Origin of the sequence: Streptomyces sp. NPDC002133, assembly GCF_040296405.1 — a bacterium.
Lineage (GTDB): Bacteria > Actinomycetota > Actinomycetes > Streptomycetales > Streptomycetaceae > Streptomyces.
Window position 1 is genome coordinate 34,165 of record NZ_JBEOXF010000003.1, and the last position, 25,281, is coordinate 59,445.

At 71.5% G+C, this 25,281-nt stretch carries 23 protein-coding genes and 2 pseudogenes; 14 read left to right on the forward strand and 11 right to left on the reverse strand.

The features are described 5' to 3' along the window. Positions 1-88: 88 nt before the first annotated feature. Together ABT078_RS04790 and ABT078_RS04795 are read right to left on the reverse strand one after the other, a co-directional pair. Complete coding sequence (locus tag ABT078_RS04790) at positions 89-2,893, reverse strand: SpoIIE family protein phosphatase (RefSeq protein WP_502981161.1); 2,805 nt, start codon at positions 2,891-2,893, stop codon at positions 89-91. Between the two features lie 221 nt (positions 2,894-3,114). Next, entirely contained in the window at positions 3,115-4,356 is a 1,242-nt protein-coding gene (locus ABT078_RS04795; RefSeq protein WP_351223833.1) for an exo-beta-N-acetylmuramidase NamZ family protein, read from the reverse strand. A gap of 189 nt (positions 4,357-4,545) precedes the next feature. On the opposite strand from ABT078_RS04795, the gene ABT078_RS04800 reads away from it, so the two are divergent. Next, a complete protein-coding gene (locus ABT078_RS04800; protein WP_351223835.1) occupies positions 4,546-5,310 on the forward strand; it encodes an SDR family oxidoreductase in 765 nt (254 codons plus the stop codon). Between the two features lie 16 nt (positions 5,311-5,326). Here the strand turns inward: ABT078_RS04800 and ABT078_RS04805 are convergent, their stop codons facing one another. After that, positions 5,327-5,458 (reverse strand): hypothetical protein, encoded by a 132-nt coding sequence (locus ABT078_RS04805; protein WP_351224428.1) that lies wholly within the window; start codon positions 5,456-5,458, stop codon positions 5,327-5,329. On the opposite strand from ABT078_RS04805, the pseudogene ABT078_RS04810 reads away from it, so the two are divergent. Then, positions 5,417-6,069 (forward strand): annotated as a pseudogene (locus ABT078_RS04810) (AMP-binding enzyme); the annotation flags it as partial. The gene ABT078_RS04805 and the pseudogene ABT078_RS04810 overlap by 42 nt on opposite strands. A 47-nt stretch (positions 6,070-6,116) precedes the next feature. Next, positions 6,117-6,710, forward strand: a complete 594-nt coding sequence (locus ABT078_RS04815) for a TetR/AcrR family transcriptional regulator (protein ID WP_351223837.1) — start codon at positions 6,117-6,119, stop codon at positions 6,708-6,710. A gap of 71 nt (positions 6,711-6,781) precedes the next feature. Here the strand turns inward: ABT078_RS04815 and ABT078_RS04820 are convergent, their stop codons facing one another. Further along, entirely contained in the window at positions 6,782-7,996 is a 1,215-nt protein-coding gene (locus ABT078_RS04820) for an acyl-CoA dehydrogenase family protein (protein ID WP_351223839.1), read from the reverse strand. An 8-nt stretch (positions 7,997-8,004) separates the two neighbouring features. Further along, on the reverse strand, positions 8,005-9,027 hold the full coding sequence (locus ABT078_RS04825) for a phosphotransferase family protein (RefSeq protein WP_351223841.1): 1,023 nt from the start codon (positions 9,025-9,027) through the stop codon (positions 8,005-8,007). Positions 9,028-9,158: 131 nt separating this feature from the next. Here ABT078_RS04825 and ABT078_RS04830 point away from each other — a divergent pair, with 131 nt between their 5' ends. Beyond that, a complete protein-coding gene (locus ABT078_RS04830) occupies positions 9,159-10,448 on the forward strand; it encodes a glucarate dehydratase family protein (RefSeq protein ID WP_351223843.1) in 1,290 nt (429 codons plus the stop codon). A gap of 260 nt (positions 10,449-10,708) precedes the next feature. On the opposite strand, the gene ABT078_RS04835 is transcribed toward ABT078_RS04830, so the two are convergent. Then, entirely contained in the window at positions 10,709-11,005 is a 297-nt protein-coding gene (locus ABT078_RS04835) for a hypothetical protein (RefSeq protein WP_351223845.1), read from the reverse strand. A gap of 173 nt (positions 11,006-11,178) precedes the next feature. Here ABT078_RS04835 and ABT078_RS04840 point away from each other — a divergent pair, with 173 nt between their 5' ends. After that, positions 11,179-12,114 (forward strand): NADP-dependent oxidoreductase, encoded by a 936-nt coding sequence (locus ABT078_RS04840; RefSeq protein ID WP_351223847.1) that lies wholly within the window; start codon positions 11,179-11,181, stop codon positions 12,112-12,114. A 34-nt stretch (positions 12,115-12,148) separates the two neighbouring features. Here the strand turns inward: ABT078_RS04840 and ABT078_RS04845 are convergent, their stop codons facing one another. Further along, a complete protein-coding gene (locus tag ABT078_RS04845; protein WP_351223849.1) occupies positions 12,149-12,469 on the reverse strand; it encodes a DUF202 domain-containing protein in 321 nt (106 codons plus the stop codon). After that, complete coding sequence (locus tag ABT078_RS04850) at positions 12,466-12,855, reverse strand: YidH family protein (protein WP_351223851.1); 390 nt, start codon at positions 12,853-12,855, stop codon at positions 12,466-12,468. Before ABT078_RS04850 ends, ABT078_RS04845 begins: the two co-directional genes overlap by 4 nt. Before the next feature lie 52 nt (positions 12,856-12,907). Between ABT078_RS04850 and ABT078_RS04855 the strand changes: the two genes are divergently transcribed. After that, positions 12,908-13,648: a hypothetical protein gene (locus ABT078_RS04855; protein WP_351223853.1), complete on the forward strand. Its 741-nt coding sequence runs from the start codon at positions 12,908-12,910 to the stop codon at positions 13,646-13,648. Here ABT078_RS04855 and ABT078_RS04860 read toward each other — a convergent pair. Continuing rightward, entirely contained in the window at positions 13,618-14,175 is a 558-nt protein-coding gene (locus ABT078_RS04860; protein WP_351223855.1) for an NUDIX hydrolase, read from the reverse strand. The genes ABT078_RS04855 and ABT078_RS04860 overlap by 31 nt on opposite strands. A gap of 144 nt (positions 14,176-14,319) precedes the next feature. Here ABT078_RS04860 and ABT078_RS04865 point away from each other — a divergent pair, with 144 nt between their 5' ends. The 5 genes from ABT078_RS04865 (at position 14,320) to ABT078_RS04885 (ending at position 20,795) form a co-directional block, all read left to right on the forward strand. Further along, on the forward strand, positions 14,320-15,975 hold the full coding sequence (locus ABT078_RS04865; protein ID WP_351223856.1) for an FAD-binding dehydrogenase: 1,656 nt from the start codon (positions 14,320-14,322) through the stop codon (positions 15,973-15,975). Between the two features lie 829 nt (positions 15,976-16,804). Then, positions 16,805-17,764 carry a hypothetical protein gene (locus ABT078_RS04870; protein WP_351223858.1) on the forward strand — a complete coding sequence of 320 codons (960 nt, stop codon included), beginning with the start codon at positions 16,805-16,807 and terminating at the stop codon, positions 17,762-17,764. 23 nt (positions 17,765-17,787) lie between these two features. Further along, entirely contained in the window at positions 17,788-19,359 is a 1,572-nt protein-coding gene (locus ABT078_RS04875) for an APC family permease (protein WP_351223860.1), read from the forward strand. An 85-nt stretch (positions 19,360-19,444) separates the two neighbouring features. Continuing rightward, positions 19,445-20,188 carry a molybdopterin-dependent oxidoreductase gene (locus ABT078_RS04880; protein ID WP_351223862.1) on the forward strand — a complete coding sequence of 248 codons (744 nt, stop codon included), beginning with the start codon at positions 19,445-19,447 and terminating at the stop codon, positions 20,186-20,188. Next, a complete protein-coding gene (locus ABT078_RS04885; protein WP_351223864.1) occupies positions 20,130-20,795 on the forward strand; it encodes a cytochrome b/b6 domain-containing protein in 666 nt (221 codons plus the stop codon). Before ABT078_RS04880 ends, ABT078_RS04885 begins: the two co-directional genes overlap by 59 nt. A 3-nt stretch (positions 20,796-20,798) precedes the next feature. On the opposite strand, the gene ABT078_RS04890 is transcribed toward ABT078_RS04885, so the two are convergent. After that, entirely contained in the window at positions 20,799-22,196 is a 1,398-nt protein-coding gene (locus ABT078_RS04890; protein ID WP_351223866.1) for a GntT/GntP/DsdX family permease, read from the reverse strand. 9 nt (positions 22,197-22,205) lie between these two features. Further along, positions 22,206-22,715: a gluconokinase gene (locus ABT078_RS04895; protein WP_351223868.1), complete on the reverse strand. Its 510-nt coding sequence runs from the start codon at positions 22,713-22,715 to the stop codon at positions 22,206-22,208. 161 nt (positions 22,716-22,876) lie between these two features. Here ABT078_RS04895 and ABT078_RS04900 point away from each other — a divergent pair, with 161 nt between their 5' ends. From ABT078_RS04900 to ABT078_RS04910, 3 genes and pseudogenes are all read left to right on the forward strand, one after another. After that, positions 22,877-23,578 carry a FadR/GntR family transcriptional regulator gene (locus ABT078_RS04900; RefSeq protein ID WP_351223870.1) on the forward strand — a complete coding sequence of 234 codons (702 nt, stop codon included), beginning with the start codon at positions 22,877-22,879 and terminating at the stop codon, positions 23,576-23,578. Between the two features lie 47 nt (positions 23,579-23,625). Further along, positions 23,626-24,045, forward strand: a pseudogene (locus tag ABT078_RS04905) (amino acid permease); the annotation flags it as partial. Positions 24,046-24,164: 119 nt separating this feature from the next. Then, positions 24,165-25,280 carry an S-(hydroxymethyl)mycothiol dehydrogenase gene (locus ABT078_RS04910; protein WP_351223872.1) on the forward strand — a complete coding sequence of 372 codons (1,116 nt, stop codon included), beginning with the start codon at positions 24,165-24,167 and terminating at the stop codon, positions 25,278-25,280. The last annotated feature ends 1 nt before the right edge of the window (position 25,281 follow it).

A 25,281-nucleotide genomic window follows, 5' to 3' on the forward strand; every position in this document is an offset into this window, starting at 1 on the left:
GTCCGCCGTGACCACCGGCCTGAGGCCGGGGCCGGGCCCGTGAGCCGTTCCTGACGGCCGGCCGTGCGGCGACACGGCACGATCACCCTCACAACTCCGTGTCGTCCCACTGGCCGAGCAGCATTTCGCCGAGGCCGTCCGCCGCCGGGGTTGCGCCGTTGCGGAGCGACTGTTCGGTCCAGATGACCTTGCCGGTGGGCGTGTGGCGCGTGCCCCAGCGCTCGGCGAGCTGGGCGACCAGGAAGAGCCCGCGGCCGCCCTCGTCGGTGACCTTGGCCCGGCGCAGGCGGGGCGAGCTGCTGCTGCCGTCCGAGACCTCGCAGATCAGGGTGCGGTCGCGGAGCAACCGGACGGTGATGGGCTCGGTGCCGTAGCGGATGGCGTTGGTGATCAGCTCACTGAGGATGAGCTCGGCGGTGAAGGCGATCTGTCCCAGGCCCCAGTCCTCCAGCCGGCGGACGCAGGCGGTACGAGCCGGGGACACTGCCGCCGGGTCGCAGGGCACGTCCCACTCGGCGACCTGCGCGCCGTCCAGCCGGCGCGTGCGCGCCACCAGGAGCGCGATGTCGTCCCTGGGCTGGGTGGGCTGCATGGCCTCGATCACCGAGGTACAGGTGGCCTCCGGGGTGCGGTCGGGCCCGGCCAGGGCACCACGCAGGGCCTCCAGCCCGGCGTCGGGGCCGCGGACGCGGTCCTCGATCAGCCCGTTGGTGTAGAGCACCAGCCGGGACCCCTCGGGCACGGTCAGTTCGGCGCTCTGGAAGGGCAGGCCGGCACCGAGGCCCAGCGGCGGGGAGACGGGCACCCGGGGGAAGGCCGGCGTCTTGTCGGGGTGGATCACGGCGAGGCCCGGATGGCCGGCGCTGGCGGCTGCCACCTGCCCGGAGGTGGGATCGTAGATGGCGTACTGGCACGTGGCCCCGGTGATCCCCTGTCCGTTCGCCCCGGCGGCGGCCTCGTCGGCGTCGATGGCCGTCACCAGCTCGTCCAGCCGGCTCAGCAGCTCCTCCGGCGGCATGTCCAGGGCGGAGAAGTTGTGAACGGCGGTGCGCAGCCGGCCCATGGTGGCCGCGGCGTGCAGGCCGTGGCCGACCACATCGCCGACGACCAGGGCCACCCGTGCACCGGACAGAGGGATGACATCGAACCAGTCCCCGCCCACCCCGGCCCGGGCCGGCAGGTAGCGGTATGCCACCTCGAGGGCGGTCTGCTCGGGCAGCCCGCGGGGCAGCAGTCTGCGTTGCAGGGTGACGGCCATGGTGTGCTCGCGGGTGTAGCGGCGGGCGTTGTCGATGCACACCGCTGCCCGGGCGGCGAGCTCCTCGGCGAAGGACACTTCCTCCTCCTCGAACACCGGAGAGGCGTTCGCCCGCCAGAAGTCCGCCGCGCCGAGCACCACGCCCCGCGCCCGCAGCGGGACCACGATCAGGGAGTGGATGCCGTGGTCGAGGACTCTCCGGGCACGTTCGAGGTCCTGGCCCCGCCAGTCGTCGGAGGAGCTCAGGTCGGCCACAAGGGCGGCTCTGCCGCTGTCCGCCCCCGCGGCGAAGGGGTTCGCGGCGACGAAGCGGACCAGCTCGCCGACGGGATGGGGGAAGTGCTCCGCCTTCCGGCCGATGACGGCGGTGCTGCGCATCTCGGTGCTCGTACCGGACGGCTCCTCGCCGCGCAGGACCGGGTCCAGGAGCTCGACGGTCACGACGTCCGCGAATCGGGGGACCGCCACCTCCGCGAGCTCCTCGGCGGTGCGCATGACATCCAGCGTGGTCCCGACCCGTCCCCCGGCGTCGTGGAGCAGCTTCAGGCGTTCGTGGGCCGTCTCGGCCCTCCCGGAGAGCGCGTGCAGCTCGGTGGTGTCCCGCAGCGTCACCACGCAGCTCGCCGGCCCGTGGGAGGCGGTGAGCCGCTTGCTGACCGCCAGCAGCCGGTCGGCCGCCAGGTGTACCTCGTCGGTGACCGGACGATCGGAGGCCAGCAGCTCGGCAAGGTCCGCCTCCAGCCCCAGATCGGTGATCCGGCGACGCTCCGCGTCCACCGGCACGTTCAGCAGCCGCCGGGCCTCGTCATTGGCCAGCAGCAGCCGGCCGTCGCTTCCGACGATCAGCACGCCCTCCCGCACCGCCTGGAGGACCGCGTCATGGTGCTCGTACATCCGGGTCATCTCGGCCGGGCCCAGGCCATGGGTCTGCCGCAGCAACCGGCGGCTCACGAGTCCCGCCCCACCTGCGGCGAGGGCCAGAGCCGCGGCCGCGCCCCCGAACAGGAGCGGCAGCTGCCGGTTCACCCGGTGCTCCACGTTCCCGATCGTGACGGGGGAGGAGACGACGGCGACGACCGAGCCGTCGGCGCCCTTCACGGGCACCGCCGAGACGACGGAAGGACCCAGTGCCCCTTGGAAGGTTCTGGTGAAGGCCCTGCCGGCCGCCGCCTCCGCGTAGGGGCCGATGACGTGCTTCCCGATCTGACTCGGGTCGCTGTGGGTGAGGGTGATCCCGTCCAGCCTGTAGACGATGATGGCGTCGACGCCTGCCGCCTTCCGGGCCGCCTCGGCGCCCGGCTGCAGCACCCCCGTCGGGTCGGGGCCGTGCAATGCCGGCAGGACCCCGGGGGAGTGCGCGAACGTCTCGGCCGCGGCAAGCGTTCGGTTACGGGCATCCGTCAGACCGGCGTGCCGAGCCTGCACCACGAGAGCCGCCAGCGCGGCGCCGACGAGCAGCACCACGACCGGGAGTTCCAGGAGGAACACCTGGCCGGCGAGGCTGTGCACGCCCAGCAGCGAACGTACGCGCCGCAGCAGCCGCCATGGCCTTTCCCGACGGGGGCGGTCGTGCTCCTGGGGCCCTCGACGGCCATGTCCCGGACGACGAGGGCGACCGGTTTCACGGTGGCGCATGGGTGAGCCGGGCAATGCACGCCTGACTCGACCCAGAAATCCGCGCATAAGCCATTTGTATCCCTTTCGGGTGCTGGTCACGGGGTGACCGGGGCACGATCGGGCCAGGGGGCGGTCCGAGCGCCGGGCCTTGCCGCTGCAGGGGGTCGCCCGCACCGGTCCGCCCTGGGCGCGCCCCCGGCCCGTCGTGGTCCGCCCGGTCGTGCTCCGGTCCACCCTGCTCAGCGGTACAGCAAGTACCCCTTCCGCACGGCCCGGAAAGCCGCGAGGTCCTGCTGCCAGGCCCCGACGACCTCGTCCGTCCCCGCCCCCGCGTCGATCAGCGTGCGCACCCGCGTCGACCCGGTCAGCTTGTCGATCCAGTTGTCCGGCCGCCACGCGAAGCCGCTCCAGCTGTGCTTCGCCGTCACCAGCAGGCCGATCCCGGTGCGCACCGGGTCGTACTCCTCCCGGTCGTGGACGTGCACCTGGACGCCGCCGACCGTCTTCCCCTGGAACTTGGAGAAGGTCGGGGCGAAGTACGCCTCGCGGAACCGCACACCGGGCAGCTCCAGCGCGTTCGCCGCCTCCGCCCATGCGCGGTCGACGCCCTCCGCGCCGAGCAGCTCGAACGGGCGGGTCGTCCCGCGCCCCTCCGACAGGTTCGTGCCCTCGAACAGGCAGGTCCCGGAGTAGACGAGAGCCGTGTCGGGCGTCGGCATGTTCGGGCTCGGGGGCACCCAGGGCAGCCCGGTCGTGTCGTAGAAGTCGTGGCGGCGCCACCCCGACATCCGGACGGTCTCCAGCTCCACCGGCTGCGCCAGGAACTCGCCGTTGAACAGCCCGGCCAGCTCGGCGACCGACATGCCGTGGGCCTGTGCGATGGGCTCGCGGCCGACGAAGGTCGCGAACGCCCGGTCCAGGACCGGGCCGAGCGCCGCCCGCCCCGTGGCCGGGTTCGGCCGGTCGAGCACGACGAAGCGCTTCCCCGCGAGCGCGGCGGCCACCATGCAGTCGTACATCGTCCAGATGTACGTGTAGAAGCGGGCGCCCGCGTCCTGGATGTCGAACACGATCGTCTCGACGCCGGACGCGGTGAAGATGTCCGCGAGCGGCTGCCCGCTCTTCAGATACGTGTCGTAGACGGGCAGCCCGGTCGCCGGGTCGTCGTAGCGCCCCTCGGAGCCGCCTGCCTGGGCGGTGCCCCGGAAGCCGTGCTCGGGGCCGAAGACGGCCATCAGGTTCACCCGGTCGTCGGCGTGCATGACGTCCACGATGTGGCTGGTGTCGCGGGTGATCCCCGTCGGGTTGGTGACGACACCGACCCGTTGCCCGGCGAGCAGCCCGTATCCGTCGGCGGCGAGCCGCTCGAATCCGGTGCGGACCCGGCTCCGGCCGTCCCGTGCCGCGGCCGGTGAGGCCACGGCCGCCAGGGCGCCGACCGAGCCTCCTGCCGCGAGCAGACCCCGTCTGGACAGGCTCATCGCACCACCTCCGTGATCGCTACATCTGTCATGGGCACGCACGCTAGCGTGCGTCCGGGCCGCGCGGAACGAGCCGGACGTGACGGTTCGCGCCGGCCCCTCCGTGGGTTCGCGCCGGCCCCTTCCGCAGGAACATACCGACTGGTTAGTCTGCCGTCTGGAGTGAGCCACGACGGAGAGGCAGGTCCCATGAGTACGGTGCAGGGCGCGCATGTGGTGGTCACGGGAGCGGGCGGAGGCATCGGGGCCTCGCTCGCCCGCCGGTTCGTCGCCGAGGGCGCACGGGTCGTCGTCAACGACATCGACCCCGGCAGGACCAAGGCGATCGCCGACGAGATCGGCGCCACCCCCGTCCCCGGCGACGCCTCCGCCGTCGTGGCCGAGGCCCGCGAGGCGCTCGACGGCACCGTCGACATCTACTGCGCCAACGCCGGTCTCGCCTCACCCGGCGACGCGTTCGCCGACGAGGACGTCTGGGCGGCCGCCTGGGACGTCAACCTCATGGCCCACGTCCGTGCCGTGCGGGCCCTGCTCCCCGACTGGCTGGAGCGCGGCAGCGGCCGCTTCGTCTCCACGGTCTCCGCCGCCGGACTGCTCACCATGATCGGCGCCGCGCCGTACAGCGTCACCAAGCACGGGGCCGTCGCCTTCGCCGAGTGGTTGTCGCTGACGTACCGTCACCGCGGCCTCAAGGTCCACGCCATCTGCCCGCAGGGCGTCCGTACGGACATGCTCACCGCCGCCGGTTCGGCCGGCGAACTCGTGCTCGGGCCCACCGCCATCGAGCCCGAGGACGTCGCCGACGCCCTCTTCGAGGGCATGGAGGCCGACCGCTTCCTGATCCTGCCGCACCGCGAGGTCGCCGGGTACTACCAGGCCCGCGCCACCGACACCGGCCGCTGGCTCGACGGGATGAACCACATCCAGCAGAAATGGGAAGGGGCGCGCCGGTGACGTGGCCGCAGTCGATCTACGCCGCCATGCCCTGGCTCGCCCAGCTCACGAACGTCCAGCGCGCGCCCGTCTCCCCGCCGGCGACCGTCGTCCACTCCTTCCGTGCCGCGGTCGCGCGGGCCCCGGAGCAGACCGCGCTCGCCTGCACGGACTCACCGAGTGCACCGCGCCGTGCGCCTCCGTTCCGCCCGAGAAGGAGGCCCCGGTCGACCCGGCCTCCGGCACCCTCTCCGTAGGCCTCCCCGGCCCCGACACGGTCGTCCGCATCATCGACGACAACGGCGAGGACGTGCCCTTCGGCGAGCAGGGCGAGACAGCCGCCCGCGGGCCGCAGCTCGCGCTGGGCTACTGGAACTGCCCGGCGTCACCGCGGCCGGCTTCCCCGAAGGGGAGCTGCGCACCGGCGACATCGGCTTCATGGACGCCGACGGCCGGCTGTACGTCGTCGACCGCAAGAAGGACATGATCAACGCGTCCGGCTTCAAGGTCTGGCCGCGTGAGGTGGAGGACGTCCTCCACACCCACCCGGCGGTCCGGGAGGCGGCCGTCGCCGGCGTCCCCGACGAGTACCGCGGCGAGACCGTGAAGGCGTACGTCAGCCTCCGTCCGGGCGCCTCCGTGGACCCGGATGAGCCGGCCGCGTACTGCAAGGAGCGGCTGGCCGCGTACAAGTACCCACGGCAGGTCGAGGTCCTGGAGGAGCTCCCCAAGACGACAAGTGGGAAGATCCTCAGGCGGGAACTGCGTTCCCGGGCATGACGCGACTGCTCCAAGAACACGTTCCGAGAGAAAGGCGGGTGGCGGCAATGGCCAGGACGACGGACGGGAACGGCACTCCCGTCCCCCAGAGGCTGCTGGCCGCCGCCACCCGGCTCTTCGCCGAGCAGGGTTACGACCGCACGTCTGTCCAGGAGATCGTCGAGGCGGCGGGCGTCACCAAAGGCGCGCTGTACCACTACTTCGGCTCCAAGGAGGACCTCCTCCAGGAGGTCTACTCCCGTGTGCTGCGACTGCAGCAGGAGCGTCTCGACGCCTTCGCCGAGGCGGACGCCCCGGTCGAGGAGCGGCTGCGGGACGCGGCCGCCGACGTCGTCGTGACCACCATCGAGAACCTCGACGACGCCGCGATCTTCTTCCGGTCCATGCACCACCTCAGCCCCGAGAAGAACAAGCAGGTCCGTGCCGAGCGCAGGCGCTATCACGAGCGCTTCCGGGCGCTCATCGAGGAGGGGCAGCGCAGCGGGGTGTTCTCCGACGCCACCCCCGCGGACCTGGTCGTGGACTACCACTTCGGCTCGGTCCACCATCTCTCGACCTGGTACCGCCCGGACGGGCCGCTCACGCCGCAGCAGGTCGCCGATCACCTCGCCGACCTGCTGCTGCGCGCTCTGCGCCCTTAGTCAGGCCTGTCCTCCGGATCCTGCCGGGTCCCCGATCCGGCAAGATCCGGAAAGACGGACCCTGGCCCCGGCTACAGGTACTTCTTCAGCTCCTGCCGTGCCAGCGACCGCTGGTGCACCTCGTCGGGGCCGTCGGCCAGCTTCAGCGTCCGCGCCGCCGCCCACAGTTCGGCCAGCGGGAAGTCCTGGCTGACGCCGCCGGCGCCGTGCACCTGCACCGCCTTGTCGAGGATGTCCACCACCGCGCGCGGGGTGGCGATCTTGATGGCCTGGATCTCGGTGTGTGCGCCGCGGTTGCCGACCGTGTCCATCAGCCACGCGGTCTTCAGCACCAGCAGCCGCAGCTGCTCGACGGCGACCCGGGCGTCCGCGATCCAGGCCTGCACCACGCCCTGCTGGGCGATCGGCTTGCCGAAGGCGGTACGCGACACGGCCCGGCGGCACATCAGCTCGATGGCCCGCTCGGCCATGCCGATCAGCCGCATGCAGTGGTGGATCCGGCCCGGGCCGAGGCGCGCCTGGGCGATCGCGAAGCCGCCGCCCTCCTCGCCGATCAGGTTCGACGCCGGTACGCGGACGTCGTCGAAGACGACCTCGGCGTGGCCGCCGTGCAGATGGTCCTCGAAGCCGTACACCTGCATCGCGCGGCGGACCTCGAGTCCGGGCGTGTCGCGCGGGACGAGGATCATCGACTGCTGACGGCGGATGTCCGGGCCGTCCGGGTCGGTCTTGCCCATGACGATGAAGATCCCGCAGTTCGGGTTCATCGCCCCGGAGATGTACCACTTGCGGCCGTTGATGACGTACTCATCGCCGTCCCTCTCGATCCGCGTCTCGATATTGGTCGCGTCGGAAGAGGCCACCTCGGGCTCGGTCATCGCGAAGGCGGAGCGGATCTCACCGGCCAGCAGCGGCTCCAGCCACCGCTTCTTCTGCTCGTCGGAACCGAAGAGGGCGAGCACCTCCATGTTGCCGGTGTCCGGCGCCGCACAGTTCAGCGCGGTGGGCGCCAGATGCGGGGAGCGGCCGGTGATCTCGGCGAGCGGCGCGTACTGGAGATTGGTCAGCCCGGCCCCGTACTCCGCGTCGGGGAGGAAGAGGTTCCACAGGCCCTGCCTGCGGGCCTCGGCCTTGAGGTCCTCGATCACCGCCGGGGTGTCCCACGGGGAGGCGAGCCGGGCGTGCTGCTCGTGGGCGACCGCCTCGGCCGGGTACACGTACTCGTCCATGAAGGCGAGGAGCCTGTCCCGCAGCTCCTCGGTGCGTGCGTCGAATCCGAAGTCCATGGGTGTGATCAGCCTTCCTGCAGGGTGGTGAGGCCGTGCTCGATGAAGACGGGGACGAGTTCGCCGATGCGGTCGAAGCCGGCGCCGACGGTCTGTCCGAGTGTGTAGCGGTAGTGGATGCCCTCCAGGATCACGGCGAGCTTGAACCAGGCGAACGCCGTGTACCACGAGATGGCGGAGGTGTCGCGGCCGGAGCGCGCGGCGTAGCGCTCGATCAGCTCCTCCGGGTCCGGGTGGCCGGCGGCCCCGGCCGTCGTGCTGACCGGGGAGTCGGGGACCTCCAGCTTCTGGCTGTACATCACGAGCAGCCCGAGGTCGGTGAGCGGGTCGCCGAGCGTGGACATCTCCCAGTCGAGGACGGCCTTGATCCGGTCGTCGTCGCCGATCAGGACGTTGTCGAGGCGGTAGTCGCCGTGGATGACGGCGGGTGCCGGTGACTCCGGCAGTGCGCGGCCGAGGGTCGCGTGCAGCTCGTCGATGCCCACGAGCTCGCGGCCCCGGGAGGCTGCGAGCTGCTTGCCCCAGCGGCGCAGCTGCCGGTCGAGGAAGCCCTCGGGCCGGCCGAAGTCGCCCAGGCCCACGGACCCGGGGTCCACGGCGTGCAGCTCGACGAGCGTGTCGACGAGGCCGAGGACGGCGTTGCGGGTGCGCTCGGGGCCGAGCGGGGCGAGTTCTTCGGCCGTGCGGTACGGGGTGCCCTCGACGAACTCCATCACGTAGAAGGGCGCACCGAGCACCGACTCGTCCTCGCACAGCAGCAGCGGCTGCGGTACCGGGACGGCCGTCGGGTGCAGCGCTTCGATGACGCGGTGCTCGCGCTTCATGTCGTGGGCGGTGGCGAGGACATGCCCGAGCGGGGGCCTGCGGACCACCCAGCGGCCCGTGCCGTCGGTGACGGTGTACGTGAGGTTGGACCGGCCGCCCTGGATCAGCCGGGCGCTGAGCGGTCCGCTCACCAGGCCCGGCCGCTCGCGGTCGAGGAAGCCGCGCAGCTGCTCGGGGTCGAGGCCTGGCGGGTGGACTGAGCTCATCGGGGGCACCTCCTGGGCGGCTGGCGAATCCCGACCATGATGACCGACCAGTCGGTATGTCGTCCAGAGCGTGACCCGAAAGCCTGCTCCATGCTCTGGCCGTGGGTCGTATCCCTGAATAGAGTTCACGTATGAATACCGCGCTGCTCATCGACACGGTCCGGCTCACCCCGATCCTCATGGCCGATCCGCCGTTGCTCAACACCCAGGGCGTCCACCAGCCCTACACCCCGCGTCTCATTGTGGAGGTCGTGACCCGAGACGGCGTGACGGGCGTGGGCGAAACGTACGGCGACGGGAAGTACCTCGACCTCGCCCGCCCCCTCGCCGATGCGCTGCCCGGCCACTCGGTCACGGATCTGAACGGGCTCTTCGGCCTCGCGGAGACGGTGTGCGGCGATTCACGGGCCGCCGACGACAGCGTCGACGCGGGCGGACTGCGCGGCGTCCAGACCGCCGACAAGCTCCGGCTCTCGGTCGTCTCCGGTTTCGAGGTCGCCTGCCTGGACGCGCTCGGCAAGACGCTCGGGCTGCCCGTGCACGCCCTGCTGGGCGGCAAGGTCCGCGACTCCGTCGAGTACAGCGCGTACCTCTTCTACCGCCTCGCCGCCCACCCGGCGGGCGGCGAGGCGGACGACTGGGGCGCCGCGCTCGACCCCGCGGGTGTCGTCGCCCAGGCCCGCCGCTTCGAGCGCGAGCACGGCTTCACGTCCTTCAAGCTCAAGGGCGGCGTCTTCGAGCCCGACGCGGAGATCGCGGCGGTCCGGGCGCTCGCCGAGGCCTTCCCAGGCCGGCCGCTGCGCCTCGACCCCAACGGTGCCTGGTCGGTGGAGACGTCCCTGTACGTCGCCGAACAGCTCAAGGACGTCCTCGAGTACCTGGAGGACCCGGCGAGCGGCACCGACCGCATGGCCGAGGTCGCGGCGGGCACCGATGTGCCGCTGGCGACCAACATGTGCGTGACGACCTTCCCCGAGATCCCGGACGCCTTCGCACGTGGCGCCGTGCAGATCGTGCTCTCCGACCACCACTACTGGGGCGGACTGCGCAGGACGCGTGAACTGGCCGCGATCTGCCGGACGTACGGTGTCGGCCTCTCGATGCACTCCAACACGCATCTGGGGATCAGCCTCGCCGCGATGACGCATGTCGCGGCGACCGTCCCGGATCTGCACCACGCCTGCGACAGCCACTACCCCTGGCAGACGGAGGACGTCATCACCGCCCGCCACACCTTCGAGCACGGACGGCTGACCGTCTCCGACGCGCCGGGCCTCGGCGTCGAGCTCGACCGGGAACGGCTGGCCGTGCTGCACCGGCGGTGGCTGGAGGACGACGGCACGATGCGCGAACGCGACGACGCGGCGGCGATGCGCCGCGCGGACCCGTCGTGGCGCACCCCACCGGTGCCGCGCTGGTAGCGGGGGCAGGGGCTGGGGACGAGGCCTGCAGCCGGGCGCGCCGCTCGGTGGCGGCGGTGTCGACGAGGAGCGTGGACACCCCGTCACCGACGAATCCGGCTTGTTCAGGCACCAGCCGCCGTCGGGCTGCACATACGCGTGCACGGTCGGCGCGAGCTGGACGGTGTACGGATCGGTGGCAGGCACCGTGGCTCCCCCAGGAGAGTGGTCGAACCGACGAGGTCGGACTGCCGGTCGACCGCTTCCTGGGGGAAGCGCGGTCAGTGGTCGTCCCAGTGCCCGTCGTGGGCGGCGTGGCGGTGGCCGTCGTGGACGTAGTCGAGGTGGTTCCCGTGGCGCACCGCGGTGTGCCCGCAGCCGTTGCCGTGCTGGTGGGTGTGCTCGCCGTGGGTGACATGCCCGCCCGGCTCGCACTCGTCCCAGTGCCCTTGGTGCGAGCGGTGCAGATGACCGTCGTGCGCGTAGTCGATGTGGTCGCCGTGCACGATCTCGGTGTGCCCGCAGGCCGGTCCGTGGGTGTGCTCGTGGGTGGAGTGCTCCTGGTGGAGAACGGTCATGACGCTCACCTTCGGGGTGTTCGGCGTGTTTTCCGACCTCGCTCAGGCTAGTCCGGAATAGCTGTTTCCTCCCGGTTTCGGTGGCGTGCCGCGGTAAAGGTCTCCCATAAGGCTTCCCCCCGGAGCGGCCCGTCCGGCTTGCGCGAGCCCCTGGCGCGCCGGAGGGTCGGAGCATGAAGGCGATCAGCTACCGCCGCTACGGCGGTCCCGAGGTCCTGGAGTACGGCGAACTCCCGGAGCCGAAGGTCGGCCCCGACCATGTTCTGGTCAAGGTGCGGGCAGCGGCCGTCAACCCGGTCGACTGGAAGTCCCGCGAGGGTCTCCTGGACGGGCTCTTCGACACCGTCTTCCCGGTGATCCCCGGCTGGGACGTCTCCGGGGTCGTCGTCCAGCCCGGGCTGGCGGTGCCCGAGTTCGCCGTCGGGGACGAGGTCATGGGCTATGTCCGCGAGGACTTCCTCTGCCGCGGCACCTTCGCCGAGTACGTCGCGGCCCCGGTCCGCGCGCTCGCCCGCAAGCCCCGCAACCTGAGCTTCGAGGAGGCCGCCGGGCTGCCGCTGGCCGGACTCACGGCGTACCAGGTGCTCACACAGGCACTGGGTGTCGGGCAGGGTGACACGATCCTCGTGCACGCCGCGGCCGGCGGTGTCGGGTCCATGGCCGTACAGCTCGCCCACCACTTCGGCGCCCGCGTGATCGGCACCGCCAGTGAACCGTCGCACGAACATCTGCGCGACCTCGGCGTGGAGCCGGTGGCGTACGGCGAGGGGCTCGTCGAGCGGGTACGGGCCCTGGCGCCCGAGGGAGTCCAGGCCGTCTTCGACATGATCGGCGGCGACACGCTCGCGCTCTCCCCGGAGCTCCTGGCCCCGGGCGGCCGGCTCGCCTCCATCGCCGATCCGGCGGTGACCACGCTCGGCGGGCGCTATGTCTTCGTACGACCCAACACCGCGGACCTGTACCGGCTGAGCGAGCTCGCCGAGGAGGAGGTCATCGAGGTCCGCGTGGCCCGCAGCTTCCCGCTCGAGAAGACCGCGGACGCCCAGCGGCTCAGCCAGGAGGGCCACACCCACGGAAAGATCGTCGTCACCGTCGACTGGGAGAGCTGACCAGCCCCTCGGGCCACGTGCGTCACGTCAGGCGTCACCACACGATCGCGACGCCGAACGCGGCGAGCGCGAGCGTGCACAGGGTGGCGCCGACGGCCTGCCCGGCCGGCATCGCGCCCGGTGGCCGTCCCGTGCTCACAGCCCCGATGCGCCAGTGGGCCACGAGCAGGAACCCCAGCCATACGAGCGCGCTGAGCGCCAGGGCGACCAGGTCGTCCGCGGTGACGTCCTCGCGGTGCACGACCTGCCGTGCCGCCAGCACGGCGACCACCGTGAACGACAGCGTCGTCCGCCGCCACGCCAGCCGGGTCCGCTCCGGCTGCAGCCCCGGATCCCGGGCCCCCGCCCCGCTCACCCGCGCCCCCACGCCACGACCACCACCATGGCGACCGACACGGCCCCCACGACCAGCGCCAGCACCGTCGGAAAGCGCGACACGGGCAGATCCTCACCGTGCCGCATCGCCCGCTCGCACCGCACCCAGTGATTGACGGCCCGCAGCGCACAGAGCACGCCCGCCCCGATCAGCGCGAGCGACAGCCCCACGCGCACACCCCAGCGCAGGTCGGGAAGGAACTGGTCGACGGCGAAGCCGCCGCCGATGAGCGCGAGCGCGGTACGGATCCAGGCGAGGAAGGTGCGCTCATTGGCGAGCGAGAAGCGGTAGTCGGGGGTCTCGCCCTCGTCCCGGATCCGCCGCGGTGCGAACCAGAGCCGCAGGGTCTGCACGAAGTCGCTCACGCGTCGCACCCTACCGGCGGCGTTGTCGGTGCCGGTGGGTAGCGTTCCCGGCATGATCGATGAGGTGCGCGTCCCCGAGTACCTGGAAGAGGCCGAGCTGACCGCGGGAGAGGAGCTGGCCGATGACCCGGCGTTCTGGCTCGCCCATCTGTGGATATCGGCGGCCGAGGTCGAAGAGGTGACGGACGTCGGGGACTTGGAGGAGATGCTGGACAGGCTCAGCGACGCGGACGCGCCCTGGCCGGTGCTGCGGGTGCCCTTCGGACGCGGGCACACGGCCATGGTGGTGTTCCGCACCTTCGAGGACGAGGGCGGTGGTGTGGACTACTTCATCCACCACCCGGAGTGGGGGCGACTCGGCCACCTCGGCCAGTACGACGCGGATCCCACGGGCCCCGGGCTGTCCTGGTCCGAGCTGACCGCCATCGCCGCGGCGGACGCCGACGGCGGGGCCGGACTCACCGACCCGGCACAGCGACTGCTGCTTCTGCTCCCGATGCTCGGCGACGCCGACACCCCCGACGAGGCCGTCGAGGTCGTCGAGCGAGCGCTCGTGTCCTGCGGCATACCCGCGGCCACGGCGCCGCAGCTGGCCGAGGTGCTGCGGAAGCACCACCTGGCGGACGGCCCGCGCTGGGTCCGCACGGACGCGAGCCCGATCGCCGTGTGCACGGACGGCTTCGGCCCCCGTACGATCCCGCTCGCCCAGGGCATCACCGACGCCCAGACCCGGACGCTCGCCGACGTCCTCGCCGGGCGGACTCAGTCCGTCGGGGCAGCGGACGCCCGGTAGGCGCGCAGCCTCTCGTACGCCGCGAGGCCGTCCGGCACCCACTCCCACTCGCCGAGACGCGCCTCCAGCTCCGCCTGCGGTACGAAGGCGTGCCAGGCGACCTCCTCGGCCTGCGGGTCCACCGGCAGTTCGCAGCGGACCTCGTACACGGCCGACCACCAGGTCTGCCAGATCTGCTCCGGATCGGATGATGGGGCCTCGTACAGGAATTTGAAGAGCGGGACCGGCCGGGGGAGTCCCGAGACGCCCAGTTCCTCCTCGGCCTCGCGCAGGGCCGCGTCGTCGTACGACTCGCCCGCGCCCACCACGCCGCCGACCCACATGTCGTACAGGGAGGGGAAGACGAGCTTGGTCGCCGTCCTGCGATGGACGAAGATCCGGCCGTCGGCGTCGCGGGCCTGGATGAACACGCAGCGATGGCGCATGCCTCGCGCGTAGGCCTCACCGCGCGGGGCCTGCCCGACGACCTCGTCGTTCTCGTCGACGATGTCGAGGATTTCGTCGGCGGGATTCGAATCGGCACTCATACCGCCATGAAATCACCGGCCCAGGACGTCCTTCTCCGTCGGCCCGCCGGTCCGTCCGTCCCGAACGGTTGACGGGTTACTGCCGCGTACCGAAGATCGAAGCCACCGAAGCACCGGCCCGCCGCTCCGAGAGGGACACCACCCATGGTCTACGACGCTGATGTCATCGTGATCGGAGCGGGGCTCGCCGGGCTCGTGGCCACCGCCGAACTCGTCGACGCGGGCCGCCGCGTCATCCTGCTCGACCAGGAGCCCGAGCAGTCCATCGGAGGGCAGGCCCACTGGTCGTTCGGCGGCCTCTTCTTCGTCGACTCGCCCGAGCAGCGCCGTATGCGTATCAAGGACAGTCACGAACTGGCGCTCCAGGACTGGCTCGGCACGGCCGGCTTCGACCGCGACGAGGACCGGTGGCCGCGCCGCTGGGCCGAGGCGTACGTCGACTTCGCGGCCGGTGAGAAACGGTCCTGGCTGCACGCGCAGGGCGTCCGGTTCTTCCCCGTCGTCGGCTGGGCCGAGCGCGGCGGGTACGACGCGAACGGGCACGGCAACTCGGTGCCGCGCTTCCACATCACCTGGGGGACGGGACCGGGCATCGTCGCGCCGTTCGAACGGCGCGTCAGGGAGGGTGTCGCGCGCGGCCTCGTCGAGCTGCGCTTCCGGCACCGGGTGACCGGACTGGGCCGTACCGGCGGAACCGTGGACACCGTGAGCGGCGAGGTCCTGGAGCCGTCCTCGGTGGAGCGGGGCTCGGCGAGCAGCCGTGAGGTCGCCGCGACCTTCGAACTCCGCGCCCAGGCGGTGATCGTCACCTCCGGCGGCATCGGCGGGAACCACGACCTCGTGCGCTCCCAGTGGCCGGAGCGGCTCGGCACGCCGCCCGAGAAGATGCTCTCCGGTGTCCCGGCGCATGTCGACGGGCTGATGCTCGGCATCGCGGAGGCGGCAGGCGGGCACCACATCAACCGCGACCGCATGTGGCACTACACCGAGGGCATCGAGAACTGGAACCCCATCTGGGCCCGGCACGGTATCCGGATCCTGCCCGGACCGTCCTCGCTCTGGCTCGACGCACGCGGACGCCGGCTGCCCGTGCCGCTCTTCCCCGGCTTCGACACGCTCGGGACGCTGGAGCACATCATGGCGTCGGGGTACGACTACACCTGGTTCGTCCTCGACCAGCGCATCATCGGCAAGGAGTTCGCGCTGTCCGGCTCCGAGCAGAACCCCGACCTGACGGGCAAGTCGGTGCGCGACGTCATCGGGCGTGCGCGGGCCGACGTGCCGGGCCCGGTCAAGGCGTTCATGGACAACGGCGTGGACTTCGTCGTCGAGAAGGACCTCGGCGCGCTGGTGCGCGGTATGAACGCGCTCACCAAGGAGCCGCTCATCGACGAGGACGCGCTACGCCGCGAAATCACGGCGCGCGACCGGGAGATCGCCAACCCCTTCACCAAGGACCTTCAGGTCACGGCGATCCGCGGCGCCCGCAAGTACCTCGGCGACAAGCTCATCCGCACGGCCTCCCCGCACCGCATCCTGGACCCCAAGGCCGGGCCCCTGATCGCCGTGCGTCTCAACATCCTGACCCGCAAGTCCCTGGGCGGCCTGGAGACCGACCTCTCCTCGCGCGTCCTGACGGCGGACGGCGAGCCGCTGCCGGGCATGTACGCGGCGGGCGAGGCGGCGGGCTTCGGCGGGGGCGGCGTTCATGGGTACCGCTCTCTCGAAGGCACCTTCCTCGGCGGCTGCATCTTCTCGGGCCGAGCCGCGGGCCGCGCGGCCGCCAAGGCGGTGGCATAGCGCCCCGGGTCCTGGCCCCGGGTCGCCTACGGGGGCTTGCTCCCTGCGCCACCCTTCCTGAAACCGCTGGGAGCGCCCGGCGCCGCCCGGTGGGCGGGGGTGTCCGTCCTCGGGCGTCGGCGGGTTTGTATGTGCTCCGGTGCCGCCGGGTGGGCCGGCTGGGCTTGATGCGGCCTGTGCCGTCCGGGACCCAACGGCTTGAGGCACTGGTGCTGTTCCGGGGCCGGGGTGTCTGTCTCAAGCGTTCGGGCGGGCTTGTGTGTGCTCTGATTCCGCCCGGTGGGCCGGCTGGGCTTGATGTGGCCGGTGCCGTGCCGGGCCGGCGGCTTGATGCACTGGTGCCGCCCGGTGGGCCGGGGTGTGCGTCCTCGAGTGTCAGACGGGTTCGAAGTGCCCGCCGTCAGGTGGGGGTCGGGTGTCCGTTCTCCAGTGCCCGACGGGTCGAAGGAGCAGCTCCCCACACCCCGGTCCCACGCCCGTCAGGGCGTAGGGGGCGGGGTCCGGGCGGAGCCCCGGGAACTCTGCCCCGCCGGAGTCCGAGGCGCGAGGGTTCGAGGGCGGAGCCCCCGCAACCGGGTCTGGGGCGGAGCCCCGGTTCGGGAAGGGGCGGGGAGGGGACAAAGCCCGCCGAAAGCGCCCCCTCCGCGCCCCTTTCGCGCCCTCGGGCGCCACCCGGACCGTTCAGGCCCACCAACCGCTCCAGCCAGGCGACTTGAGCCCGTCAGACCGCTCTTGACGTGGAGCCTTCCGTACCGCTTTGCTGTGCGCGATCACTCGCTCACATCCCGCGCTCACACGCTCACACCGCAGCAGTAAGGAAGCCCCGCGGATGCCCCCACCTCCGCCCCCGCTCGGCCGAGGCCGACGTCGCGCCGCACGCTCCGCGCAGGCTTTCGACTCGGCGCTCGACGACGCCGAACTCATGTCCGTACGGGCAAAGTTGGCGCAGGGGAGATGGACCGCGGCGCGGTCGATGCTCGCCGCGACGGCGGACGACTGGGACCGCCGCGGACACCGGCTCGTCGTGCTCGGCGAAGCCCCGTCGACCGCCGCCTGGGCTCGCGACTGGCTGCTCGCCGAGCCCGGCAGCCCGGACGCCACCGCGCTCCTCGCCTGTGCGTCCGTCCACGCGGCACTGCGCGGCAAGGAGCGTCCGGAGGACGCCCGTTCGGCATGCAGGGCCGCCGCGGATCTCGCCCCCGAGGACCCGACCCCGTGGCTCGCCCTGCTGCTCCTCGCCCGCACCCTGGGCACCGAGGAAGAGGTCGCCCGCCTCTTCGACGAGGTGCGCTTCCGGCACCCCGAGCACCACCACGCCCACCACCTGATGGCCGCCAGACTCGCCGAACGCCACCCCGCCGCCGGCCAGGACCCGCTCCACGAGGTGTACGACTTCGCCGCCTGGGCCGCCGAACAGGCCCCGGCGGACTCGCCGCTCGCCGTCCTGCCCGTCGTCGCCCACGCGGAGCGCTACCGGGTGCTGGCCACGGCCGGGATCGAGCCCGCCGACCTGCTCGCCTCCGGTCACTGGAGCGGCCGCCGTGCCCGGCAGGTCATGAAGACCGCCTTCGACTGGTGGCTGGAATGGGAGCGCGAGGACCACCCCCGCAATCGCGTGGACCTCAACTTCCTCGCCCACGCCAAGCACTGCGAGGGCAGGTCCGCGGAGGCCGCCGCGCTGTTCCACCGCATCGGCCCGCACGCCGCACCGGCCCCCTGGTCCTATCCGGACCGGGACCCGCACGACGCGTTCCATGCCGCGCGCAACGCCGCGCTCGGCACCGTCTGATCCGAGAGAGGACACACCCCGCCATGTCGCCGGGCAGTTCGAGTACGCGCGCCACCAGAACCGCTGTCACCGACAGCGAGATCAGCACCTACAAGGGACTGGAACGCGCCCTGCGCGCCGACCGCCTGGGCACCGCAGGCCTGCTCCTGTCCGTGCTCGCCGCCAGCGCGCCGCTGATGGTCGTCGCCGGAGTCATGCCCACCGTGTTCGGTGTGATGGGCATCGTCGGCCAGCCCCTGCTGTACGTCGTCCTCGGCGTCGTCCTGATGCTGTTCAGCGTCGGCTACGCGGAGATGAGCCGTCACGTCCACAACGCCGGTGCCTTCTACGCGTACATAGCCCGCGGCCTCGGCTCCACCGCGGGCGCCGGGGCCTCGTTCGTCGCCCTCGTCGCGTACAGCGCGATGCAGGTCGGCATCTACGGCATTCTCGGCTTCGAGATCTCGGGCCTGTTCTCGACCTATCTGGAGATCAGCGTCGCCTGGTGGGTGCCCGCCCTCGCCGCGGCCGCGCTCGTCGCCGCACTGGGCTGGCTGAAGATCGACCTCAACGCCAAGGTGCTCGGCATCCTCCTCATCGTCGAGTGCGCGCTCGTCGTCATCTTCGACGTCGCCGCCATCGCCGAGCCGGGCCCCGAGGGCGTCACCCTGGGAGCCTTCAACCCGGAGACCCTCACCGGCGCGGGCCTCGGCACCGCTCTCTGCTTCTGCATCGCCGCGTTCGTCGGCTTCGAGCAGTCCCCGGTGTACGCGGAGGAGACCAGCCGCCCCCACGTCGTCGTCTCGCGCGTGATGTTCCTCGCCGTCGCGTATGCGGCGCTGTTCCTCGCGCTCAGCGCCTGGGCGCTCACCGTCGCCACAGGACCGGGCGCCATCACCGGCCAGTCGGCCGAGCAGGGGCCAGGGCTGCTCTTCTCGCTCACCGAGGCCAGGCTCGGCAGCACCTTCACGGACGTCCTGCACGTCCTCTTCGTCACCGGCATGTTCGCGGCGCTGCTGAGCTTCCACAACGTCGTCGCCCGGTACGCCTTCGCCATGGGCCGCGAAGGCCTGCTGCCGGCCGGCTTCGGCCGTACGAACAAGTCCAGCGGCGCCCCCGCCACCGGCTCCGTGCTCCAGTCCGCGGTCTCCGTGCTCGTCATCGCGGCCTTCGCGATCACCGACGACATGCCTGCGGGCGACCCCACCACCCCGGTGCTGCGCCTGTTCGCCTGGATGGGCAACGTGGGCGCGCTCGGCGTCATCCTGCTGATGGCCGCCGCCTCCTTCGCGGTGATCGCCTTCTTCGTCCGCCGCGGCGCGGCCGGGGCGCAGACCTGGCGGCTGGTCGCCTCCGCCCTCGCCGGCCTCGCGCTCATCGCGATCGCCGTCTACACGGTCAAGGACTTCGACCTCCTGATCGGCGCGGGACCCGGCTCCGCACTCAACTGGATCCTGCCGGCCGTCATCGGCGTCACGCTGGTCGGCGGGCTGGTGTACGGCGCGGTGCTCAAGTCCACGCGGCCCGAGGTGCACGCGCGCATCGGCCTGGGCAACGAGGCGTTCCAGCTGGACCGCGCCGCCGAGTCCGAGGAGCCGGCCGGCACGCACGGGTGACGGAGGTCCGACGAAAGTCCGACGAAAGTCCGACGAACACCCGTGGCCACTGGAATCCGGCGGCCGCGGGTGTTCGAATCGTCATGTGAAGGACCCGACTCCCACCCCGCCCCGGGACCCGGACCGGGAAGGCACGCCCGTCGGTCGACGCGTCGTGCTCTCCGTGCTCGGCCTCGGCGCCGCCGGAGTGGCCACCGCCCCGTACCTCCAGCGCGGCTTCGAGGCCTTCCTCGGCTCGGTCGCCGACAAGGACCCCACCAAGCTCACCGGCCTGCTCCCCAACGGCGGCGGCTTCCGCTACTACTCGGTCGCCGCGTCCGTACCGCACAAGAACGACACGAACTACCGCCTCACCGTCGGCGGACTGGTCGAGCGGCCCGCGTCGTACACCCTGGACGCCCTGCGCGCGCTCCCGCAGACCCGCATCGTGCGGGACGTCCAGTGCGTCACCGGCTGGCGCGTCCCCGACACCCCGTTCGAGGGCGTGAAACTGTCCGTCCTGCTGGACGCGGCGGGCATACGGCCGGAGGCCCGGGCCATCCGCTTCACCTGCTTCGACGGGACGTACAGCGAGAGCCTCACCCTCGACCAGGCGCGCCGCTCCGACGTCCTGGTCTGCCTGCGCATGCAGGACGAGCCGCTCGGCCACGCGCACGGCGGTCCGGTGCGCCTCTACGTCGCGCCCATGTACTTCTACAAGTCGGCGAAGTGGCTCTCCGGAATCTCCCTGACCTCCGAAGTGCAGCCCGGGTACTGGGAGGAGCGAGGCTATGACATCGACGCCTGGGTCGGCAGGTCGAACGGCCGGGACGACGCCCCCACCGCCTGAACGGCCCGTGCGGCTGCGGAGGTTCAGCCGCGCCGAGCGCTGGGTGCACCGCACCACGGCAGCCCTGATGCTGCTGTGCGTCGCGACCGCCGCGGCCCTGTACGTACCCGAACTGGCCGAACTCGTCGGCCGCCGCCACCTCGTGGTCACCGTGCACGAGTGGTCGGGGCTGCTGCTGCCCGTACCGTTCCTGCTGGGTCTGGCCTCGCGCGCCTTCCGGGCGGATCTGGGGCGCCTCAACCGCTTCGGGCCCCACGACCGGCAGTGGCTGCGGGCCGTACGCCGCCGGGACCACAGCCCCGAGGCGCGCCCGGCCGGGAAGTTCAACGCCGGGCAGAAGCTCTACGCCGCCTGGATCGCGGGTGCGGTGCTGGTGATGCTCGGCACCGGGCTGCTGATGTGGTTCACGCATCTCGCCCCGCTGGTGTGGCGCACGAGCGCGACCTTCGTGCACGACTGGCTGGCGCTCACCATCGGCCTCGTGCTCTTCGGCCATGTCGGAATGGCGCTCGCCGACCCGGAGGCACGCCGTGGCATGCGCACCGGGTCGGTCGAGCGCCCGTGGGCCCGGCGGGAACACCCGCTCTGGGACCCGGATGACGACTGACCGCTACAACACCAGGGACAGCAGCAGGACGAAGACGATGCCGACCACCGAGATGATGGTCTCCATCACCGACCAGGTCTTGATCGTCTGACCGACGTTCATCCCGAAGTACTCCTTCACCAGCCAGAACCCCGCGTCGTTGACGTGGCTGAAGAAGAGCGAACCGGCACCGATCGCCAGTACCAGCAGCGCGGCCTCGGCCGTGCCCATGCCGGCGGCGAGCGGGGCGACCAGACCGGCGGCGGAGATCGTCGCCACGGTCGCGGAGCCGGTCGCCAGCCGGATCGCCACCGCGATCAGCCAGGCCAGCAGGAGCGTCGGGATGGCCCAGTCCTTGGAGAAGTCCAGGATCATCTGGCCGACACCGATGTCGATCAGCGTCGTCTTGAAGCCGCCGCCCGCGCCGACGATGAGCAGTACGCCCGCGATGGGGGCGAGGGACTTCTCCACGGTCGTGGCGATCCGGCCCTTGGTGAAGCCCGCGGCGCGGCCCAGCGTGAACATGCCGACGATCACGGCGGCGAGCAGGGCGATCAGCGGCGAGCCGATGACGTCGGTGACGCGCTGGACGGGGTTCTCGGGGTTGTCGACGATGATCTCGACGAGGGCGTTGGCCATCATCAGGACGACCGGCAGCAGCACGGTGGAGACGGTGGCGGCGAAGCTCGGCCGCTTGTCCAGATCCTCGGAGGACCGCTGGGGGATCATGTCGTCCGGCGCCGGGATGTCGACCCAGCGGGCGGCGTACTTCGAGAACAGCGGACCGGCGATGATCACCGTGGGTATGGCGACGACCAGGCCGAGCGCCAGGGTGACGCCGAGGTTCGCGCCGATGGCGTCGATCGCGACGAGCGGGCCGGGGTGCGGCGGGATGAGGCCGTGCATCACGGACAGGCCCGCGAGGGCCGGGATGCCGATCCGCATCAGCGAGTAGTTGCCCCGCTTGGCGACCATCAGCACGACGGGTATCAGCAGGACGATGCCGACCTCGAAGAAGAGCGGCAGGCCGATGATCGACGCGATGAGCACCATCGCCCAGGGCATGGACCGCCCGCTCGCCTTCGCGAGGATCGTGTCCACGATCTGGTCCGCGCCGCCGGAGTCGGCGAGCAGCTTGCCGAGGATCGCGCCGAGCGCGATGAGCACGCCGACGCCCGCGACGGTGGTGCCGAGTCCCTTCGTGAAGGACTCGATGGTCTTGTCGAGCGGGGCTCCGGCGAAGGCACCCAGCGCCAGTGAGCCGATCGTCAGGGACAGAAAGGCGTGGAGCTTGAACTTCGTGATGAGCACGACGATGACGGCGATGCCCGCGAGGACCGCGATGCCGAGCTGTGCGTTGCCTGCCGAGGTGATCGGTTCGGTGGCGTCCGCTGCCAGCATCCCGACGCTGAGACTGGTCACGCTGATTCCTTAGTTCTCGAGCCGGCGCAGTGCGGCGACGGCACGCTCGGTGATTTCTTCGGGGGAGCCGGAGACGTCGACGGGAACGCCCGGCTCGTCCTCCTGAAGCGGCTGCAGGGTGGCGAACTGGGAGTCGAGCAGCGTGGTGGGCATGAAGTGCCCCTTGCGCTCGGCCATCCGCTGTTCGATCAGCGCGCGGTCGCCGGTGAGGTGGAGGAAGACGGCATCCGGGGCGGCCGCCCGAAGCCGGTCGCGGTACTTCCGCTTGAGCGCGGAGCTGGAGACCACACCGCCGAGTCCTGCCCGGCCGTGTGCCCACTGCCCGATCGCGTCGAGCCAGGGCTCACGGTCCGCGTCGTCCAGCGGGACACCGGCGGTCATCTTGGCGATGTTGTCCGCGGGATGGAAGTCGTCGCCCTCGGCGTACGGGACGCCCATTGCCTCCGCGAGCAGGGGGCCGATCGTGGTCTTGCCGGTTCCTGCCACGCCCATCACGACAACCACGTGGGGGGTGCTCATTGGTGCCTCGCTGTCCTCATCGACATCGGTCCGACGCCGTCGACATCGGTGCGACGTCGAGCCGTCGCGATACTGAAACGCATTAGGTACGACGTATTCAAGAGGGTGAGACATAAACGTCATACTTTTTGTTCCCGAACCGTGCCCCGTAGTCTTGCTCCATGAGCACAGAGGGCCACGGGCTGCACACACACGTCCTCGACAGCCTCGGCCTGGCGATCACCGCGGGCGAGTACGCGCCTGGCAGCGTGCTCCGCACCGATGAGCTGGCCCAGCGCTTCGACGTCTCGCGCACCGTCGTGCGCGAGGTGGTCCGCGTCCTGGAGTCGATGCAACTCGTCGAGTCCCGCCGCCGCGTGGGCGTGACCGTGCGCCCGACCCCGGAGTGGAACGTCTACGACCCGCGCGTCATCCGCTGGCGACTGGCCGGCGCCGACCGCCCCCGCCAGCTGCGCTCCCTGACCGTGCTGCGCTCCGCGATCGAGCCCGTGGCCGCCGCGCTCGCCGCCCGCAACGCGACGCCCGAGCAGTGCGCCGGCCTCACGGAGTGCGCCCTCGGCATGGTCGCCACCTCCCGAGGCCACCAGCTGGAGGGCTATCTGAAGCACGACATCGCCTTCCACCGGATCGTGCTCAACGCCTCCGGCAACGAGATGTTCGCCCGGCTCGGCGATGTCGTCGCCGAGGTCCTCACCGGTCGTACGCACCACCAGGTGATGTTCGAGGACCCCGACCCGGCCGCCGTCACCCTCCATGTGCAGGTCGCCGAAGCCGTTCGCGAAGGCGACGCCGACCGGGCCGAGCAACTCACGAGGGAGATCGCCGTCGGCGCCCTCCAGGAGCTCGACGTCCTCGCGCCCTGAGGGCCGCATGCGCACACTCTGAGTAATCTTGTGGGCGCGTCCTCCCCGGCGTGATGAACAAGGGCGGCGTGCCCTACGGGGGCATCCTGCTCACCGCGGGCTCCGGTGTCGTCGGCGTGTTCCTGAACTGCGTCATGCCGGGCGACGCCTTCGAACTGGTGCCGAACTTCGCCTCCATCGGCATCATCGGCACCTGGGGCATGATCATGGTCTGCTCGCTGCTGTTCTGGCACCGCTCCCGGGACGGCCGCGTCACCCGGCCGGGCTACCGGCTGCCCTGGGCTCCGTACACCCAGATCGTCACGCCGGCCTTCCTCGCCTCCGTCCCGGTCCTGATGTGGATGGACGACGGCATCAGCCGCACCACCGTGTACTTCCTGCCGCTGATCGCGCTCGCGCTGGTCGGTGGCTGGTACCTGGTCCGCAAGCGGGTTCGGACGGCCGCCACGGAGCGCCAGGACGCCTGACGCCCACGCCGTGGTACGACGAGGCCCCCGCCGGACACGTCCGGCGGGGGCCTCGCCCATTGCGTCCGGTCGCGGCATCGTGGTGCCGTACACCTGTCCCGAGGAAGGGAAGCACTGCGATGGCGCAGCAGGTCCAGGGGGTCGTCGCCCCCGGCAGGAACGAGCCCGTCCAGGTCATGGAGATCACCGTCCCCGATCCCGGACCCGGCGAGGCCGTGGTCAAGATCCAGGCGTGCGGGGTCTGCCACACCGATCTCCACTACAAGCAGGGCGCAATCAACGACGACTTCCCCTTCCTCCTGGGCCATGAGGCGGCGGGCGTCGTGGAGTCGACCGGCCCCGACGTCACCGATGTCGCCCCCGGCGACTTCGTCGTCCTCAACTGGAGAGCGGTCTGCGGCCGCTGCCGGGCCTGTCTGCGCGGCAGGCCGTGGTACTGCTTCGACACCCACAACGCCCGTCAGAAGATGACGACGAGTGGGGCTACCTCCCTGGCCGGAGGCTCAGGGGGAGGCACGGAACTCTCCCCGGCCCTCGGCATCGGCGCCTTCGCCGAGAAGACCCTGGTCGCCGCCGGCCAGTGCACCAAGGTCGACCCGTCCGTCTCCCCGGCCGTGGCGGGCCTGCTGGGCTGCGGGGTCATGGCGGGTATCGGCGCCGCCCTCAACACCGGCAACGTCGGCCGCGGCGACTCCGTCGCCGTCATCGGCTGCGGCGGAGTCGGCGACGCGGCCATCGTCGGCTCCCGGCTCGCCGGAGCCGCCCGGGTCATCGCCGTCGACATCGACGACCGCAAGCTGGAGACCGCCCGCACCATGGGCGCCACGCACACCGTGAACTCCCGCACCACCGACCCCGTCGAGGCGATCCGCGATCTGACCGGCGGCTTCGGCGCGGACGTGGTCATCGAGGCCGTCGGCCGCCCCGAGACGTACAAGCAGGCGTTCTACGCCCGCGACCTGGCCGGCACCGTCGTGCTCGTCGGCGTCCCGACGCCCGAGATGAAGCTCGAGCTCCCGTTCCTCGATGTCTTCGGCCGCGGCGGAGCGCTGAAATCGTCCTGGTACGGCGACTGTCTGCCGTCCCGCGACTTCCCCATGCTCATCGACCTCCACCAGCAGGGCCGCATCGATCTCGGCGCCTTCGTCACCGAGACCATCGGCCTCGGCGACATCGAGAAGGCCTTCGCCCGCATGCACGAGGGCGACGTCCTGCGCTCGGTGGTGGTGTTCTGAG